Below are 16,878 nucleotides of genomic sequence, written 5' to 3'. Positions count from 1 at the left end.
CTCTATTGCTTAAGGCCAATAGCTCCAGTCTTCCGGGACGGCCAGCTCGAGAGCATCACTGGAAATCGAAAGCGCTCAGGCCCGTCACCATCTCGTCGAGGCCCAGCGGACGGGTCACCGGCGGCTCGGCGCGGGCGAGGCAGCCGATGCGTTCGCACAGCCGGCAAGCGGGACCGACCGGCGTGGCGGCGCCCTGTCCGGCCTTTGCCGGCAGCCCGGCGCCATAGACGATCTCGTCGCGAAAGCCGATATCGCAGCCCAACAGCAGCGCGGTGCGGCGCGGACGCTCGGAGAACGAACCCTGCGGCCCTTCGAGCGTGCGTGCGATGCAGAGGAACTCGGCGCCGTCGGGCATTTCCACCGCCTCCACCAGGATTTGGCCAGGCGAAGCGAAAGCGGCATGGACCGGCAGTTTCGGGCAGCCGCCGCCAAAGCGGCTTTGCGGAAAGCCCTGGCCGCCGGCCTTGCGGAAGCGGTTGCCGGCATTGTCGACCTCGAGCATGAAGAACGGGACCCCGGACAAGCCAGGACGCTGCAGCATGGTCAGGCGGTTCGCCGCCTGTTCGAAGGAGACGCCGAAACGCGAGCGCAGCACATCGATATCGTAACGAGCCCGCACGGCGGCGGCATGAAAGGCCTGATAGGGCATCATCAAGGCATTGGCGGCGTAGCGGCCGAACTCGAAGCGGGCGAGCCGGCGGGCTTCGTCCGTACCGAGCTTCAGCGCCTGAATTTCGCCGGCGATCGCGACCGTCATGCGGATCAGGCAGGCCTCCATGGCGACTTCGCGCAACTGGTCGAACGGCGACAGCCGCTCCGATAGAAAAAGACGCTGCGAATGACGGTCATAACGGCGGCGCCAGTTCGGCATGGTGGCGACCGGCAGCACTTTAACGACAATGCCATACTCGCGCTTCAGCCACGCCTTCAGCGCGCCGAACAGATCGTCGCCGGGGTCGAGCACCGAGGTGAAGGCCTCGGCCTCTTCCTCCAGTGCTGCAAAATGGTTCGGCCGGCGCTCGAAAATCTCGTGCACTTCGTCGATCGGCAGCCGCGCACCGGACAGCGCCGTGGCGCGGCCCTCGCGCGCCAGAAGCTCGTTGAGATCGGACAGCCGCTCGGCCTGCTCGCGGTAAGCGCGAAACAGTTTTATCATCGCAGCCGATGCGTTGGGGGCTGCCTCGGCCAGTTCGATCAGTTCCTGGTCGCCCGGCAGCTCACCGGCAAGCAGCGGGTCGCCGAACACTTCCTTCAAGGCCGAGATCGACCCTCTCGCCTCACCCTGCAATTCATGCGGGTCGACCTTGTAGACAGAGGCCAGCTTCAGGATCAGTTGCACCGTCAGCGGCCGCTGGTTGCGCTCGATCAGGTTGAGATAGGACGGCGAGATGCCGAGCCCCTCGGCCATCGCCGTCTGGGTCAGGCCTCTGGCGATGCGGATGCGGCGGATGCGCGGCCCGGCGAATATCTTCTGGTCGGCCATCGGCTTTCCTTGACAGGAATTTACACGACTTGCGAGCGATGAACGGCGCACCATCTTTTACAATCATGACAGATTTACCGCGATAAGCAGTCAAACACAACACAGGTTTTCTCTTATTTTCTACCAGAAATAGCGGTTTTCCTCGCTCTCGTCGCGGCGCAGTGTAAATGATGTCACACACACAGACGACGCACACTGTCCCAGGGCGCGGCGTTTCAAGACACTGACATCGATTGATCTGGAGTGACCAATGACTGATTTTTACAATCTTGTCCCATCCGCGCCCGAAGGCCGCTTCGACGGCATCGAACGAGCCTATTCGCCGGACGATGTGAAGCGGCTGCGCGGGTCGGTCCAGATACGCCAGAGTCTTGCCGAAATGGGCGCCAACCGGCTGTGGAAGCTCATCCACGAGGAAGACTTCGTCAATGCACTCGGCGCCATGTCGGGCAACCAGGCGATGCAGCAGGTGCGTGCCGGGCTGAAGGCAATCTATCTCTCGGGCTGGCAGGTCGCCGCCGACGCCAACACCGCGTCGGCCATGTATCCGGACCAGTCGCTCTATCCCGCCAATGCGGCGCCCGAACTGGTCAAGCGCATCAACCGCACGCTGCAGCGCGCCGATCAGATCGAGACCTCGGAAGGCAACGGCCTGTCGGTCGAAACCTGGTTCGCGCCGATCGTCGCCGATGCCGAGGCCGGCTTCGGCGGACCGCTCAACGCCTTCGAGATCATGAAGGCGTTCATCGAGGCGGGCGCTGCCGGCGTCCACTATGAGGACCAGCTGGCCTCTGAGAAGAAGTGCGGCCATCTCGGCGGCAAAGTGCTGATCCCGACCGCCGCGCATATCCGCAACCTCAACGCGGCGCGTCTGGCGGCCGACGTGATGGGCACGCCGACGCTAGTCGTGGCACGCACCGATGCGGAAGCGGCAAAGCTTCTGACCTCCGACATTGACGAGCGCGACCAGCCTTTCGTCGACTACGATGCCGGCCGCACGGTTGAAGGCTTCTACCAGGTCAGGAACGGCATCGAACCGTGCATCGCGCGCGCCATTGCCTATGCGCCGCATGCCGACCTGATCTGGTGCGAAACATCCAAGCCCGATCTGGCGCAGGCCAAGAAATTCGCCGAAGGCGTGCGCAGGCATCATCCGGGCAAGCTGCTCGCCTATAATTGCTCGCCGTCGTTCAACTGGAAGAAGAACCTCGACGACGCGACGATCGCCAAGTTCCAGCGCGAGCTCGGCGCCATGGGCTACAAGTTCCAGTTCATCACATTGGCCGGGTTCCACCAGCTCAATTTCGGCATGTTCGAGCTGGCCCGCGGCTACAAGGCGCGGCAGATGGCCGCCTATTCCGAGCTGCAGGAAGCCGAGTTCGCGGCCGAAGTCCACGGCTACACCGCGACCAAGCACCAGCGCGAGGTCGGCACCGGTTATTTCGACGCCGTGTCGATGGCGATCAGCGGCGGCCAGTCCTCGACCACCGCCATGCATGAATCGACCGAGCACGCGCAGTTCAAACCGGCGGCGGAATAACAGAAAACAACCAGAGGAAACGCCCAACAGGGCAAAGGGACATAGGAGAAGAAAAATGGCATCGATAAGCCGCGTCAAGGAACGTGCAGAAGAGCAGTCGACCACGATGAGCGTCGACCAGCAGGCGACGATCCGCATGCTGGCCAACGACCTGCACAGGCTCAATCAATCGGTGATGAAGGCAGTCGAGGCCGGCGTCTCGGTGGAACTGGTGCGCTCGGCCCGGCATCATGGCGGCGACGGCAATTGGGGCGACCTGCTGATCCCGGTGATCGTCACGCAGAAGAGTCACGGCTGATCTTCCCTTACGGAAGCTTTGTGCTTGTGGAACCTATGGGCCCCGCCGCTCACTGGCCGATTTCAACGTCACCCGCGAGTTTTCAGCGCGGGTGACTTTCGCTTTTGAGCGTGAACTTAACTACAGTTCGAAAACAGAACTTGTCTCCGGGGTTTAATATTTCCGGCTATATTTCGCAGGTCCGTCATTTCAGCTTGACATGGCGGGCGATCTCACGCCAATTGGCTCTCGGATTTCAACCCTGCATTGAAGCAGCGCCGAGTGCCCGCCCCGCCCATGTGCCCTGTGAACCGCGAGACCGACACCGCCAAACATCTGAATTCGTCAAGCAGGGACGCGAACTCCGAGATATCAACGGATTTCTCCCACGTGCTGGTCGTTGGAAAATCGCCGATCAACCGGGTGGTGGTGTCGAAGATCGTCGAGAAGTCCGGACTGAAGCCGATCTCCGAGTCGCCCGAGATGGCGGCCAAGACATTGCGAACCCTCATTCCGGGCGCCGTCGTTCTCGATGGCGGCCCCGACAACGAGGACTGCCGCGCGCTGATGGCGGCCATCGACGCCTTGCGGCGGACATCTGGGCGGTCGCTCCCCAAGGTGATCCTGCTTTCAACCAAGACCGGCACGCCCGACAGCCTGGGTCTGTCGAGCGTGGTCGATGTGGTGGTAACCAAGCCGATCACCACCGAAAGGCTGCAGCCGGTGGTCGACCGGCTGATCAGTCTCGGGCGCGGCTGATCGCAATCCGCCCGAACGCGTGTGGGGCGGTCAGCCTTCCTTGCCGATGCTCTCGATCAAAGCCGGCAGTTCGCCAAGATCGACAAGCTGACGAAAACGCGGTGCCTCGACCGGCGGCTCGACGTGTTCGAGCACCCAGGTCAGCTCGTGCGGCACATACACACCCCAGCTGCCGGCCTCGATGGCCGGCACCACGTCCGACTTGAGCGAATTGCCGACCATCATGCTGGTCTGCGGGCTGCCGTGACGGCCAAAGATCCTGGCATAGGTGGCGGCGCTCTTGTCGCTGACGATCTCGACGGCATCGAACAGGTCGCCAAGGCCGGACGCCGCCAGCTTGCGCTCCTGGTCGAACAGATCGCCCTTGGTGATCAGCACCAGATGGTAGGCGCCGGCGAGCTTTTCGACTGTCTCGCGCGCATGCGGCAGCGCCTCGACAGGATGGCCGAGCATGTCGCGGCCGGCGGCAAGGATTTCGGCGATCGTCGAGGCCGGCACACGGCCCTCGGTCACTTCTATCGCCGTTTCGATCATCGACAAGGTAAAGCCCTTGATGCCGAAGCCGTAGACGGCAAGGTTGCGCTTCTCGGCCTCCAGCAGCCGTGCCGAAATGTGTTCGGCCTCGCCATGGTCGGCGAGCAGGGTTGCAAAATGCTTCTCGGTCAGGCGGAAGAACTGTTCGTTCTGCCATAGGGTATCGTCGGCGTCGAAGCCGATAGTGGTCAGGGGCATGGTCGACTGTCCCGTTCAAGTGAAGGCAATGATGTAGACGTTGTCGCCGCACACTGCTAGCTACGGCAAGGGAATGGTGGGAAGCAATGCCGGAATTGGGCGCCTGGAAGCGTGAACTGGAGCAAATTGTGGGCTCCTTGCCAGGGCGTACTCCGACTGAACTCATAAATGCCATCCGAGATCTTGGCATCGCCATGGGACACGATACCGGCGAGGCGTTGCTTGAAACCTACCCGGAGATCCTTTCGTACCGACCGGCGCTGACCGCCGCATTCGGCAAGATGGTGCAGGAGCAAGATACCGCCGAGATCAGGCACATGCTGGATCAGGATCTGAGCGGTCCGGCATCCTTCGGGCAGATCGCAGCGGGAAAAACAAGCATCGGCGTGCTGTCATCCAGGGATGCGTATAATCGCCTGAACGAAGTCTTCGATCAGGTCGATTTCGGCAGCTGCTGCCGCGCTGTCATGGTCGGCTGCGGAGGGCGTCCGTTTACGATGTTCCGCATACACGACCAGACTGTCGTCCCCGAAATCATCGGTCTCGATATTGTGCCTGAAGCGGTCGAAACGGCAAACAGGCTTGCGGCCAAGCTCGGCTATGTGCGGATGCGGGCCGAGCTTTGCGACGGCCGCGACTATGACTATGGCGAGGCGCAGGTCGTTTACGTCGCCAGCATGGTATCGCCCAAGGCAGCGGTGGTTTCTCGCATAGCCGATACCGCGCCTCAAGGTGTGCAGATCGTCTTGTGGGAGCCGGTCTCGCTTGGCAGGCTGTGGGCGGAAAGCGTAGAAAGAACGCTTGATCCCCGGCTTGCGGTTACCGGCCGCACGAGCATCCATCGAAATATGACGCGGGACGTGTTCGTTGCACGCGGGAGTGTTCCCAGGCCAGCAAGCTGATCATGCCAGGGCTGCGGATGAGCGACCGCGTGCTGCTTACCCTGGTACAGGCATGGTGCCTTGTCCGCCATCCGATGATTTGCGCCCGCACCTTCAATCATAGCGGCGTGCTGCCCGATCCGGCAAGGCCCGCTTCCTATGCAGACAAGTTCCTGTGGCGCAAGATTTTCGACCACAATCCCTTCTTCACCACGGCTTGCGACAAGCTCGCCTCGAAAGCCTACGCTCTGTCCACCTGTCCAGAACTCAAGACCGCTGCGGTTCTGTGGTCCGGATATGACGCGGCAGAACTTCCGGCGGAGCTGCTCACCGGCAATGTCATGGTGAAGGCCAATCATGGCTGCCGCTGGAACATGATGGTGCGCAACGGTGAGGTAGACAGAGCTAGGCTGCGCCGGCGTACGGCACGCTGGATGCGCCACCGCTACGGCAGGAAGCTCGGCGAATGGGGCTACAAGCACGCCAGCAGGCGCATCCTCGTGGAAGAGATGCTCCTCGAGGACGGTCAGCCCGTTGCTTTGGAGTACAAATTCCACGTGTCTAACGGGACGACGGCCTATGTCTATGCCGCGCGTCGGGATGAGCACGGCAACGAACAGAAATGTCATTTCGACCGTGACGGAACCTACGCGCCGCCACCGCCAGGCAGCGGCCCCCAGTGGGTCCGGATCGACCTGCCGGCATCCTTCCCGCGCATGCTTGCCATCGCCGAGCGGCTGACCGCGCCGTTCGATCACATGCGATGCGATTTCTACGAAATCGAAGGCGCGATCTTCTTTTCCGAATTCTCGGTCTATCCGCTATCCGGCAAAGGCATCATCAACACAAGGCTCAGGGATCTGTGCGCAGACAGCTGGAACCTCAGCCAATCCTGGTTCCTGACCGCGCCGCAAAGCGGATGGCGCAGGCGCTATGCCGGTGCCTTGCGCAGATGGCTGGGCGCAAATGCGCCGCCCGGCAAGGCCGTCTGACATAGGCCGTTCAGCCTCGTTGCCGCACCTATCGGGCCGGCTCCCCTTCCCTTCCATCACCGGCAACGGCTATACTCCCAAATCCGCAACCCAAACTGGTGAATGATGCCGCCTGCGAAAAAGGAAGTCCGTCCGTCGACCCGCGGAGGACGCGTCCGAACGCCTGCCTTCGTGAAAAATCAACGCGGCGTGAAGAACTGGAAGGAAGTCAGCGCCTGGCTGGAATGGCGCGGCATCGAAGACATAGAATGCATCACGCCTGATCAGGCTGGCGTCGCGCGCGGCAAGATGATGCCGTCGAAGAAATTCACTTCCAACACCTCGCTGGCGCTGCCATCGGCAGTGTTCATGACGACGATTTCGGGCGGCTATCCCGAGGACGGCAACGGTTTCCACTATCCGGAGGATGATGGCGACCTGAAGCTGATGCCGGATCTGTCGACGTTGACCGTGGTGCCGTGGGAAGAAGACCCGACGGCCGCCGTCATCTGCGACCTCGTCCATCAGGATGGCCGCTCGGTCGAGTTCACGCCGCGCAACGTCCTGAAGCGCGTGGTGGCAGCCTATGACAAGCGCGGGCTGAAGCCGGTGGTGGCGCCCGAGATCGAATTCTATCTGGTGCGCAAGAACCCCGACCCGGATTACCCATTGACGCCACCAGTCGGGCGTTCCGGGCGGCCAATCGGCGGCGGAGCCGGCTATTCGATCGCCGGCGTCAACGAGTTCGACGAACTGATCGACGACATCTACCATTTCTCCGAAAGCCAGGGCCTGGAGATCGACACGCTGATCCACGAGGAAGGCGCCGGCCAGCTCGAGATCAATCTGCGTCACGGCGATCCGGTCGAGCTCGCCGATCAGGTGTTCATGTTCAAACGCACCATTCGCGAGGCAGCGCTGAAGCATGAGATCTATGCCACCTTCATGGCCAAGCCGATCCAGGGCCAGCCAGGTTCTGCCATGCACATCCACCAGTCGATCATCGACAAGAAGACCGGGCTGAACATCTTTTCGGCGAAGGACGGCTCGGAAACCGACGACTTCTTCCATTTCATCGGCGGCATGCAGAAGCATGTGCCGAACGCACTGGTGATGTTTGCTCCCTACGTCAATTCCTACCGCCGGCTGACGCAGTCGGCCTCGGCGCCGGTCAACAACAAATGGGGCTATGACAACCGCACCACGGCGTTCCGCGTGCCGCGCTCGGATCCGGCGGCGCGGCGTGTCGAAAACCGCATCCCGTCTTCCGACGCCAACCCCTATCTGGCGCTGGCGGCCTCACTTGCCTGCGGGCTGATCGGCATCACCAACAAGATCAAGGCCGAGCCTCCGGTGCTGACCACCGCAAACGCCGATGAGATCGACCTGCCACGCGGCCTGCTCGAAGCCGTCGACCTTTTCGAAGGCGACGAGGAACTGTGCGCTCTTCTGGGCAAGTCCTTTGCCGCAACCTATGCAGCGATCAAGCGGGCGGAGTTCGAGACCTTCATGGAAGTGATCAGCCCGTGGGAGCGGGAGTATCTGTTGCTCAACGTGTGAGCGGCGACTTCGTCGTGTGAATGGTGAATAGTGAATGGTGAGTAGTTTCATATTGGATGGATGAGCGCAGACGTCGTGCGTCTCGCAGCCATTCACCATTCACCATTGGCTGGTGTCCCCATGCCTTACCAATCACCTATCTCCCCCGGTCGCTCCTGGTACGAAGACACAGCCGGACCACGCCCTGAGTACCCTGCCCTGGACGGCGACCGCAGCTGCGACGTCGTCGTGGTCGGCGGAGGCTTCACCGGGCTGTCGGCGGCCGCTCATTTGGCGAAGGCGGGAGCCGACGTCGTTCTGATCGAGGCGCATCGCTTCGGCGACGGCGCTTCAGGGCGCAATGGCGGCCAGCTCGGCACGGGCCAGCGCGCCTGGGCCGAAGAGATGGAGGCCGAATACGGCTTCTCCCGCGCCAAGGCGCTGTTCGACCTTGCCGAGGAGGCGAAAGCGCACCTGCTCGAATTCGCCGCCGTCAACCAGATCGACATCGACTATATGCCCGGCCAGTTGTCCGTGGCGCACAAGCCGCGTTATCTCGACGACTACAAGGCGCATGCCGAGATCATGGCCGGCCGCTTCAATTATCCGCACATCGCCTTCATGGATGCCAGGGAAACGGCCGAACGGCTGGGCTCCACACGCTACTTCGGCGGCACCCGCGACACCGGCACCGGACACATCCACCCGATGAAGCTGGTGATCGGCACGGCAAAGGTGGCGGCAGCGGCCGGCGCGCACCTGTTCGAGCAGACACTATCGACCGGTGTTACCTCCAGCGGCGGCAAGGTCAGGGTGACGACTCCGAGAGGCACCATCACCGCCCAGAAATGCCTGATCGGTGTAAATGCCTATGGCGGCACGCTGGAGCCGGTGAGTGCCGCGCACATCATGCCCATCGGTTCCTTCATCGGCGCGACGGTGCCGCTGGGCGTGGATTCGAAAGTGCTGCCGGGCGGCGAGGCGGTCGACGATTCGCGTTTCGTCGTGCGTTATTTCCGCAAATCCAGGGATGGAAGGCTGCTGTTCGGCGGGCGCGAGGTCTATGGCGTCAACGATCCGAAGGACATCCATGTCCATATCCGCCGGCAGATAGCCGAGCTTTATCCGGAGCTGAGCGATGTCGAGATCACCCATGGCTGGGGCGGCTATGTCGGCATCACCATGCCCAGGAAACCGTTCGTGCGCGAGGTGATGCCCAATGTGATCTCGGCCGGAGGCTATTCCGGCCACGGCGTGATGCTGTCGAACTTCTTCGGCAAGCTCTATGCCCAGACCGTCGCCGGCAACCGCGACAGACTGAAGCTGATCGAGGACCTGAACATCCCGGCTTTTCCCGGCGGCCGGCGATTTAGAACGCCATTATTGTTCTTGGCACTGAACTGGTTTGCCCTGAGGGACCGAATATAGGGAAAGTATCTCATATCAGCCGTGGCTGGTACTGAGCTGATTCTATTGAGCTGTTGGTTGCCGCAGCGAGACGTTGCAGAATCCTTAACAAGAGCGCACAATTCCCCTGAGGGCGCACTGATGCCACAATCAAGGGCAAAGGATGCCGGTTCTGGGCGATTGAACGGGGATTTCTGCGGGCCTGCCCGCTTTGTTGTGGGACCGATGCCGATCGAATGCCGGGCTGCCGGCGCCGATCGAAAGAACACCGGCCCATCTTTTGGAGGTGGCAAGAGTGAACGAGCCCTTCAGTTTCGGCGCGCCGGAACGTCGGCGCTTCGCCATGCAATTCGGTTATGACATGCGGCCCTCCTTCTGGCAGGGGGTGCGCACGAATTCGCATCTGGTGATCGCCGCGGTCGGCACCGCAGCGCTGCTTGGCGTGGCGGGCATAGCGCTTTGGCTGGCGTTGCCGGCCAGCGACCGGCAAGCGATCGCCAGCACACAGCAGAACGTTCCGACTTTTCCGGTCAAGACGACCAAGATTGCCCCGGTCGCGGCCACGGCTGCCGCGGTAGCGGCGCCACAAGCCGCGCGCAAGGGCGATGCGGTTTCATCGACGGTCGCTGCCGGTGGGGCTGCCATGCCGCCGCTGTCGGCGAACGATCCGCGCTGGACTGCGGCGCAATCCAACAGCGACCCTGCCGCGACGCCATCCGATCAGGCGCCTGCCGAGCAGGCTGCCGCCAAACCGTCTGATGCCGCGGCATTCGAAGAACCGGCGGCGCAGAGCGACGCCACGACGCAGCTGTCAAAGGTCGCTGCTCCCGCCAATGACGACGACGCTGAGACCGCCGCCATACCGACGCCAAAACCGCAACTTCCAGACGAGCAATCTTCCGCCGCAACGGACGATACCCAGGCCAAGGCCAAGCCACAGAAGGTGGCTGCTGCCGCCGGCACCGGACGCATCCTCAGGGCGGTGACAATGCGTAGCGGTCCGCAGAAAAACGCCGCCGCCATGGGGACCGTGCCCGCCAAGTCGTCGGTGCAGGTGATGAGTTGCAAGAAATGGTGCCAGATCGTCTACAACGGCAAGCGCGGCTGGATCTACAAGAGCTACATCAAGACCGGGGCTTGAGACGCAAGCCGCCAGATCTGGTCAGCCGCCGAGCAACCACCTGAAACGGTGTCTCCTGCGAGCAAGTTTGCGCTTCGCCAGGAAATCCCGGTGTTCCTCGAACGGCACTTCGTAGAGGCCGCACATTTGGCAGCTTTCCGACTTGCGGCATATCGGGACCCAGCATTTGACGTCGTGTGTCCAGGCGAGCGCGATCCTTTCCAGATGAAGGTTGGACGAACTTTTCAGCAGAATCAGTTCTCCTGGGACTGCCGTCCGTTTGATATGATCCGAAACTTCCTTGGCAGTGCGAAGCTCAATGAAACGGCCGCTGTCGCGGTCGGCCTGGCTGGCGCGCGAGCGATGCGCATTGTCGCCGGTATAAATGACCTCATCGGCGATTTCGCGCGCGATGTTGTAGGCGGCGCCGTATTTCCTCGACGAGCCGGCGTAGTCGGATATCTGCCCCAGCACAATGCGCTTGCGAGAACCCTTGGCCTTTGCAATCATCTCCAGGGCAATGTTGAGCGAATGCCAGGGCGCTTTGGCCGTATCGACCAGGAATTTCGGACCCGCGGATACCTCTTGCACCGTAGAGCGGTTGGGCAGTGGTGCAAACGATGCCGTTCTCGCTACGACTTGCTCTGGCGGGACGCCAAGTTCCAAGGCGGCGGCAACAGCCGCTGCAGTCGGCAGCCAGAATTGCTCGCCGGGAAAAGGCGCTTGAATATTCAGGCTGCCACCGCGCCAATGAAGGGTGAACCGCAGCAATTCCGGATACGCGGCATGCACGTCACTCACGCGGTAGTCTGCCTCGCCGGACTGGCCGAAGGTCGCAATCCGGCATTTCGCGCCAGACGCCATGCCGATCACCAGTGGGTCATCGCAATTGAGAACCGCAAGTCCATCAGGTTGGAGTGCCCCGACCAGCGCCCGCTTCTCTCCCGCCACAGCTTCCAGAGTCTTGAACTTGCCGAAATGCTCCAGACGGATCATCGTAACCACCGCCACACTCGGCTTCATCATCTGCGCCATGGCGCTGATCGTGCCGAAGTCGGAAGCGCCGGCTTCGAAAACGACGTAATCGACTTTGCCGGCCTTCCTCAGGCGCTTGTAAAGCGTTCGGATGAGCGCAGGCATTGTATTGGCCTGGGCCTGTAGATGCACCTTGCCTTGGGCGGCCAGTATGTGTGCAAGCAGGCTGGTGGATGTGGATTTGCCGGAGCTGCCGGTAATGCCGATGAACGTCGCCTTGTTACGCGCCCGCACCCAGCGCGCCTGCAGCCGTCGCAGCGCCCAGCCCAAGTCCTTGCGAATTTTCAGCAATTCCAGTTTCACACCCCGCCAGCTTTTAGCCCAGCCTAATATGCGTCGTGCCAAGTTCCAGAGTCAAACGGGCGCTGGCGTGCTTCAGCCAAAGATTCTAGCGGCCGAGGAGCCGCAGCAGTCTGTGCTTGCGGCGCTTCGATTTTCTCTGCGCCACAAACTCACGGTGCTGCTCAAACGGCACTTCATAGAGGCCGCATTGCTCGCATCCCTCGGTTTTGCCGCATACCGAAACCCAGCACTGGACGTCGTGGGTCCAGGCAAGTGCGACACGCTCGAGGTGCAGATTGGACGAGCTCTTGAGCAGGATCAACTCGTCAGGCTGCGCGGTTTGGGCGATGTAGTCCGACACTTCCCTGGCCGTGCGCAATTCGATGAAGCGGCCGCTGTCGCGATCTGCCTGGTTCGCCTTGGAGCGATGGGCATGATCGCCGGCATAAATCACGTGGTCTGCAATCTCGCGCGCGCTGCTGTAGGCTTGGGCATATCTGTTATTCGAGCCGGAAAAATCCGATAGCTGGCCAAGAACGATACGTTTTCGCCCGAATGTCGATCCGGCTACCATGTCGAAGGCAAGGCTCAGCGAATGCCAGGGCGCCTTTGCGGCATCCACGATGAAGTGGGGGCCGCCCGCGGGGACCAGCACCTGGCCGCGATTTTCCAGAGGCTGGAACGTCGCGGTTCTGTCCTTGACCATCTGCGCAGGCACGCCCAGTTCAAGAGCGGTTGCAACCGCCGCTGACGTCGGCAACCAGAAATGCCCGCCGGGGAACGGCGTCTCGATATCGAGCACACCGCCGCGCCAGTGGAGCGAGAACCGCAACGGCCTGGGATAGGAGGCCTCGATATCGCTGACGCGATAATCCGCCTGCTCCGATGTGCCGAATGTGACGGAACGGCAATCGCTCGCCGAGGCCATGCCCATCACAAGAGGGTCATCGGCATTGAGCATCGCGAAGCCGCCCGGCTCCAGCGCCGCGACCAGGGCGCTTTTTTCTCGTGCGACGTTTTCGACAGTCTTGAAACTGGCGCGATGCTCCAGCCGGACCATTGTGACAACAGCCACGTTGGGGCGAAGCAATTCGGCCATGGGCTTCATTGTATCCGGGCCGAATGCAGCAGCCTCGAAGACGACGTAGTCGGTTTTGCCGCCCTTTCCCATTCGCCTGGATAGCGTCGAGACCAACAGTTTCATCGTGTTGGCCAGAACCTGTGTATGGACCGAACCATGACCGGCCAGGATGTGTCCAAGCAGGCTTCCCGCCGTCGTCTTGCCGGAGCTTCCGGTAACGCCGATGAAAATTGCCTTGCTTCGCGCCCGCGCACGCGTGGCCAGGTAAAGCCGCAGCCGCCATCCCAGATCATAGCGACTTTTCTGCTGCCTGATCTTCATCACCCGCCAACACTATCCACGATCCCGTTATGCCTTTCGGGTGATCGAGAAGTCAAACCGGGGTCCGGCGTGACGACGTCAACTGTTCGTTCCTCGGCCGGCCGGCGCACCGATGCGAACTTTTGCCGACGTTGCTCTGTCTGCCGTGCATTGCGAACAGCGAGGTACTTCCCGAATTGCTCAAATGCAGCGGCCGCCGTCGACCTCCAGCGCCACGCCGGTGATGAAGGCGGCTTCGTCCGACGCAAGCCAAAGCGCAGCGTTGGCGATATCGAGCGGCGTCGACAGACGGCCGAGCGGTATCGAGGCACGGAATTTCTCGCGGATCTCGGGCGTGTCAGTGCCCATGAATTTCTCCAGCATGCCGGTCTCGCCGGCGACCGGGCAAAGGCAGTTCACGCGGATGTTCTTGGGCGCGAGTTCGACCGCCATCGACTTGGTCGCGGTGATCGCCCAGCCCTTCGAGGCATTGTACCAGGTGAGCCCCGGACGCGGCCGCAGACCGGCGGTCGAAGCCGTGGTCAGGATGACGCCGCCGCCCTGCCGCTCCATGATCGGCACCACGGCAAGTGCGGCGTGGTAGATCGCCTTCATGTTGACTGAAGTGATCAGGTCGAAGGTCGCCTCGTCGACGTCGAGCATGTCGCCATTGCGATGGGTGTAGCCGGCATTGTTGACCATGATATCGATGCGGCCGAAGGCGCTTTTTGCGGCATAGACCATCTCGTCGAATTCGGAACGCTGCGAAACGTCGGTCTGGGTCCAGATCGCGGCCTGGCCGATCTCTGCTGCAACGCGCTCCGCGCCCTTGGCGTTGAGGTCGGCGACGACGACCTTGGCGCCCTCTTCGGCAAAGCGCCTGGCCATGCCTTCGCCGAAACCTGACGCAGCACCCGTGATGACGGCAACCTTGTTTTCCAGACGCATGCTTTTTCCGCTCATTGAAGACCCACCTCGCAAGCGCATTTTTCCTTTTTGTTTGATGCGTGTCTGTCTCCCCAGAACCGCTTCGCACTTCTGGGCGACACGCATTAGCTTTCGTCACATTCCCGCTTTATGTTGCAGGCGCGAAAGCCCCGGGACCATCGCTTGACGAAAAGCCTCCGGGTGGCAGCCAGTGTCAAGGCACATTTGGAGCGAATCAATATGCAGTGATTTGGCCTCGATGTGACACCATGGCACTGGATAGTTTAAATCGATTAGATTATATGCTGCCGCGTCACAGCGAGCGGCGTCAAAGCGGACAGACCATGACCAGCCAGATCATTCCCGTCGAGCCTTTCGACTTCATCATTTTCGGCGGCACCGGCGACCTGTCGGAACGCAAGCTGCTGCCCTCGCTCTACCACCGCCAGCGCGACCACCAGTTTTCCGAGCCGACCCGCATCATCGGCACCTCGCGCTCCAAGATGAGCGACGAGGAATTCCAGGCTTTCGCCAAGCAGGCGATTTCCCAGCATGTGAAGCCGGCCGACATCGACGCCGAGGAACTCAAGACATTTCTTGCCCGGCTGTCCTACGTATCGGCCGACGCGACGACGGGTGCCGGCTTCGACAAGCTGAAAAAGGCGATCGGCGAAAGCGACCGCATCCGCGCTTTCTATCTGGCGGTGGCGCCGGCGCTGTTCGGCGACATCTCGCACCAGCTGAAAGCCCACAATCTCATCACGCCGAATTCACGCATCGTGCTGGAGAAGCCGATCGGCCGCGACCTCGATTCGGCGCGCAAGCTCAACGACGTGGTTGGAGACGACTTCCACGAAAGCCAGATCTTCCGCATCGACCACTATCTCGGAAAGGAGACGGTGCAGAATCTGATGGCGCTGCGCTTTGCCAACGCGCTCTATGAGCCGCTTTGGAATTCTGCCCATATCGACCATGTGCAGATCACGGTAGCCGAGACCGTCGGTCTTGAAGACCGCGTCACCTACTACGACAAGGCCGGCGCGCTGCGCGACATGGTGCAGAACCACATGCTGCAGCTGCTCTGTCTGGTTGCCATGGAAGCGCCATCGTCGATGGATGCCGATGCCGTGCGCGACGAGAAGCTGAAGGTGCTGCGGGCGCTGAAGCGCATCAACGGCAATGAGGCACCCAAGCACACCGTGCGCGGCCAATACCGCGCCGGCGCCTCTGCAGGCGGCGCGGTGAAAGGCTATGTCGAGGAACTTGGCAAAGACAGCTCCACCGAGACTTTCGTCGCCATCAAGGCTGAGATCGGCAATTGGCGCTGGGCCGGCGTGCCATTCTATCTCAGGACCGGCAAAAGGCTGGCGACCCGCGTTTCGGAAATCGTCATCGAGTTCAAGCCGATCCCGCATTCGATCTTCGGCGACAGCGCCGGGCCGATCTCAGCCAACCAACTGGTGATCCGGCTGCAGCCCGACGAAGGCGTCAAGCAGTTCATCATGATCAAGGATCCAGGCCCGGGCGGCATGCGGCTGCGCCAGATTCCGCTCGACATGAGCTTTGCAACATCTTTCGACGGCCGCGCGCCGGACGCCTATGAACGGCTAATCATGGATGTTATCCGCGGCAACCAGACGCTGTTCATGCGCCGCGACGAGGTCGAGGCGGCATGGAAGTGGATCGACCCGATCCAGAACGCCTGGGAAAGCGCCAGGCAGGAGGCGCAAGGCTATACGGCCGGCACATGGGGTCCCTCGGCCTCGATTGCGCTGATCGAACGCGACGGGCGGACATGGCACGAAAGCAGTTGAGCGAGCCCGTCTATAACTGGAACGGCTTTGCCGGGCGCCAGGACCTGGCGGCAGCCCTTGCCGGCAATGTCGCGGCGCGCCTGACCAAGGCCATCGACGAGCGCGGCACGGCCCTGCTTGCCGTTTCCGGCGGCACCACGCCGGCAAAGTTCTTTGCAGCACTTTCGGCCATTCCGATCGCCTGGAACAAGGTGACGGTGACGCTGGTCGACGAACGGTTCGTGCCGGCCTCCTCGCCGCGCTCGAATGCGGGGCTGGTCGCGGCCAACCTGCTGCAGAACAAGGCGGCTGCCGCGCACTTCGTGCCGCTCTACCATGAGGCGGCAAGCATCGAGACCGCCGCGGCGGCCGACGATGCGGCGCTGAAGGCTCTGCCCTGGCCCCTCGATGTCGTCGTGCTCGGCATGGGCGGCGACGGCCACACCGCCTCGTTCTTTCCCGACGCCGAGAATCTCGGCGATTTGCTCGACCCGGCCTCATCAAGGATCGTGCTGCCGGTTCACGCGGCAAGCGCCGGCGAACCCCGGTTGACGCTGCCGCTGGCGCGGATCGTCGACGCCGGCTTCATCGCGCTGCATATAGAAGGCGAGGACAAGCGCACCGCCTTCGACGGTGCGATGGGACCGGGTGCGAAAAAGCCCATCCGCAAAGTGCTCGAAGCGGCACCCACCCCGGTAGAGGTGTTCTGGGCACCCTGATTTCACGCAAAGCAGTCCCGGGAGACGGTGGA

The 16,878-nt window shown here is 62.0% G+C and carries 15 protein-coding genes; 10 read left to right on the top strand and 5 right to left on the bottom strand.

What is annotated here, in order from left to right; genetic code table 11:
- Positions 1 to 55 precede the first annotated feature (55 nt).
- On the bottom strand, positions 56 to 1,483 hold the full coding sequence (locus X751_RS136510) for a short-chain fatty acyl-CoA regulator family protein (protein ID WP_023740469.1): 1,428 nt from the start codon (positions 1,481 to 1,483) through the stop codon (positions 56 to 58).
- A gap of 250 nt (positions 1,484 to 1,733) precedes the next feature.
- Between X751_RS136510 and aceA the strand changes: the two genes are divergently transcribed.
- The 3 genes from aceA (at position 1,734) to X751_RS136525 (ending at position 4,059) form a co-directional block, all read left to right on the top strand.
- Positions 1,734 to 3,023 carry an isocitrate lyase gene (aceA, locus tag X751_RS136515; RefSeq protein ID WP_023701808.1) on the top strand — a complete coding sequence of 430 codons (1,290 nt, stop codon included), beginning with the start codon at positions 1,734 to 1,736 and terminating at the stop codon, positions 3,021 to 3,023.
- A 55-nt stretch (positions 3,024 to 3,078) separates the two neighbouring features.
- Entirely contained in the window at positions 3,079 to 3,321 is a 243-nt protein-coding gene (locus X751_RS136520; RefSeq protein WP_023669318.1) for a hypothetical protein, read from the top strand.
- Positions 3,322 to 3,597: 276 nt separating this feature from the next.
- Positions 3,598 to 4,059, top strand: coding sequence for a response regulator (locus tag X751_RS136525; RefSeq protein WP_023669317.1), 462 nt, complete (start codon positions 3,598 to 3,600; stop codon positions 4,057 to 4,059).
- Positions 4,060 to 4,089: 30 nt separating this feature from the next.
- On the opposite strand, the gene X751_RS136530 is transcribed toward X751_RS136525, so the two are convergent.
- Entirely contained in the window at positions 4,090 to 4,791 is a 702-nt protein-coding gene (locus X751_RS136530) for an HAD family hydrolase (protein WP_031196692.1), read from the bottom strand.
- 86 nt (positions 4,792 to 4,877) lie between these two features.
- Here X751_RS136530 and X751_RS136535 point away from each other — a divergent pair, with 86 nt between their 5' ends.
- The 5 genes from X751_RS136535 to X751_RS136550 all read left to right on the top strand — a co-directional run bounded on the left by X751_RS136535 (position 4,878) and on the right by X751_RS136550 (position 10,730).
- Positions 4,878 to 5,693 (top strand): class I SAM-dependent methyltransferase, encoded by an 816-nt coding sequence (locus X751_RS136535; RefSeq protein ID WP_155922418.1) that lies wholly within the window; start codon positions 4,878 to 4,880, stop codon positions 5,691 to 5,693.
- Between the two features lie 2 nt (positions 5,694 to 5,695).
- Positions 5,696 to 6,664, top strand: a complete 969-nt coding sequence (locus tag X751_RS1000000164930; protein WP_050588078.1) for an ATP-grasp fold amidoligase family protein — start codon at positions 5,696 to 5,698, stop codon at positions 6,662 to 6,664.
- A 102-nt stretch (positions 6,665 to 6,766) separates the two neighbouring features.
- Positions 6,767 to 8,203, top strand: a complete 1,437-nt coding sequence (locus X751_RS136540; protein WP_023681878.1) for a glutamine synthetase family protein — start codon at positions 6,767 to 6,769, stop codon at positions 8,201 to 8,203.
- A 120-nt stretch (positions 8,204 to 8,323) separates the two neighbouring features.
- Entirely contained in the window at positions 8,324 to 9,610 is a 1,287-nt protein-coding gene (locus X751_RS136545) for an FAD-binding oxidoreductase (protein ID WP_023746247.1), read from the top strand.
- Between the two features lie 274 nt (positions 9,611 to 9,884).
- The gene (locus X751_RS136550) at positions 9,885 to 10,730 is read left to right on the top strand and encodes an SH3 domain-containing protein (RefSeq protein WP_023746246.1); all 846 of its coding nucleotides are present in this window, start codon (positions 9,885 to 9,887) and stop codon (positions 10,728 to 10,730) included.
- Positions 10,731 to 10,751: 21 nt separating this feature from the next.
- On the opposite strand, the gene X751_RS136555 is transcribed toward X751_RS136550, so the two are convergent.
- The 3 genes from X751_RS136555 to X751_RS136565 all read right to left on the bottom strand — a co-directional run bounded on the left by X751_RS136555 (position 10,752) and on the right by X751_RS136565 (position 14,355).
- Positions 10,752 to 12,047, bottom strand: a complete 1,296-nt coding sequence (locus X751_RS136555) for a Mur ligase family protein (RefSeq protein ID WP_023746245.1) — start codon at positions 12,045 to 12,047, stop codon at positions 10,752 to 10,754.
- 85 nt (positions 12,048 to 12,132) lie between these two features.
- On the bottom strand, positions 12,133 to 13,428 hold the full coding sequence (locus X751_RS136560; RefSeq protein ID WP_023746244.1) for a Mur ligase family protein: 1,296 nt from the start codon (positions 13,426 to 13,428) through the stop codon (positions 12,133 to 12,135).
- A 180-nt stretch (positions 13,429 to 13,608) separates the two neighbouring features.
- Positions 13,609 to 14,355: an SDR family oxidoreductase gene (locus X751_RS136565; protein ID WP_027049416.1), complete on the bottom strand. Its 747-nt coding sequence runs from the start codon at positions 14,353 to 14,355 to the stop codon at positions 13,609 to 13,611.
- A 323-nt stretch (positions 14,356 to 14,678) separates the two neighbouring features.
- On the opposite strand from X751_RS136565, the gene zwf reads away from it, so the two are divergent.
- Entirely contained in the window at positions 14,679 to 16,148 is a 1,470-nt protein-coding gene (zwf, locus tag X751_RS136570; protein WP_023701815.1) for a glucose-6-phosphate dehydrogenase, read from the top strand.
- A complete protein-coding gene (gene pgl / locus X751_RS136575) occupies positions 16,130 to 16,846 on the top strand; it encodes a 6-phosphogluconolactonase (protein WP_023669306.1) in 717 nt (238 codons plus the stop codon). The genes zwf and pgl overlap by 19 nt, the downstream gene beginning before the upstream one ends.
- Positions 16,847 to 16,878 lie beyond the last annotated feature (32 nt).

It is taken from the genome of Mesorhizobium sp. LNJC394B00, from assembly GCF_000502555.1.
Taxonomy (GTDB): Bacteria; Pseudomonadota; Alphaproteobacteria; order Rhizobiales; family Rhizobiaceae; genus Mesorhizobium.
Note: the sequence above shows the minus strand (reverse complement) of the source record. Positions and strands in the feature narration are given on the sequence as shown.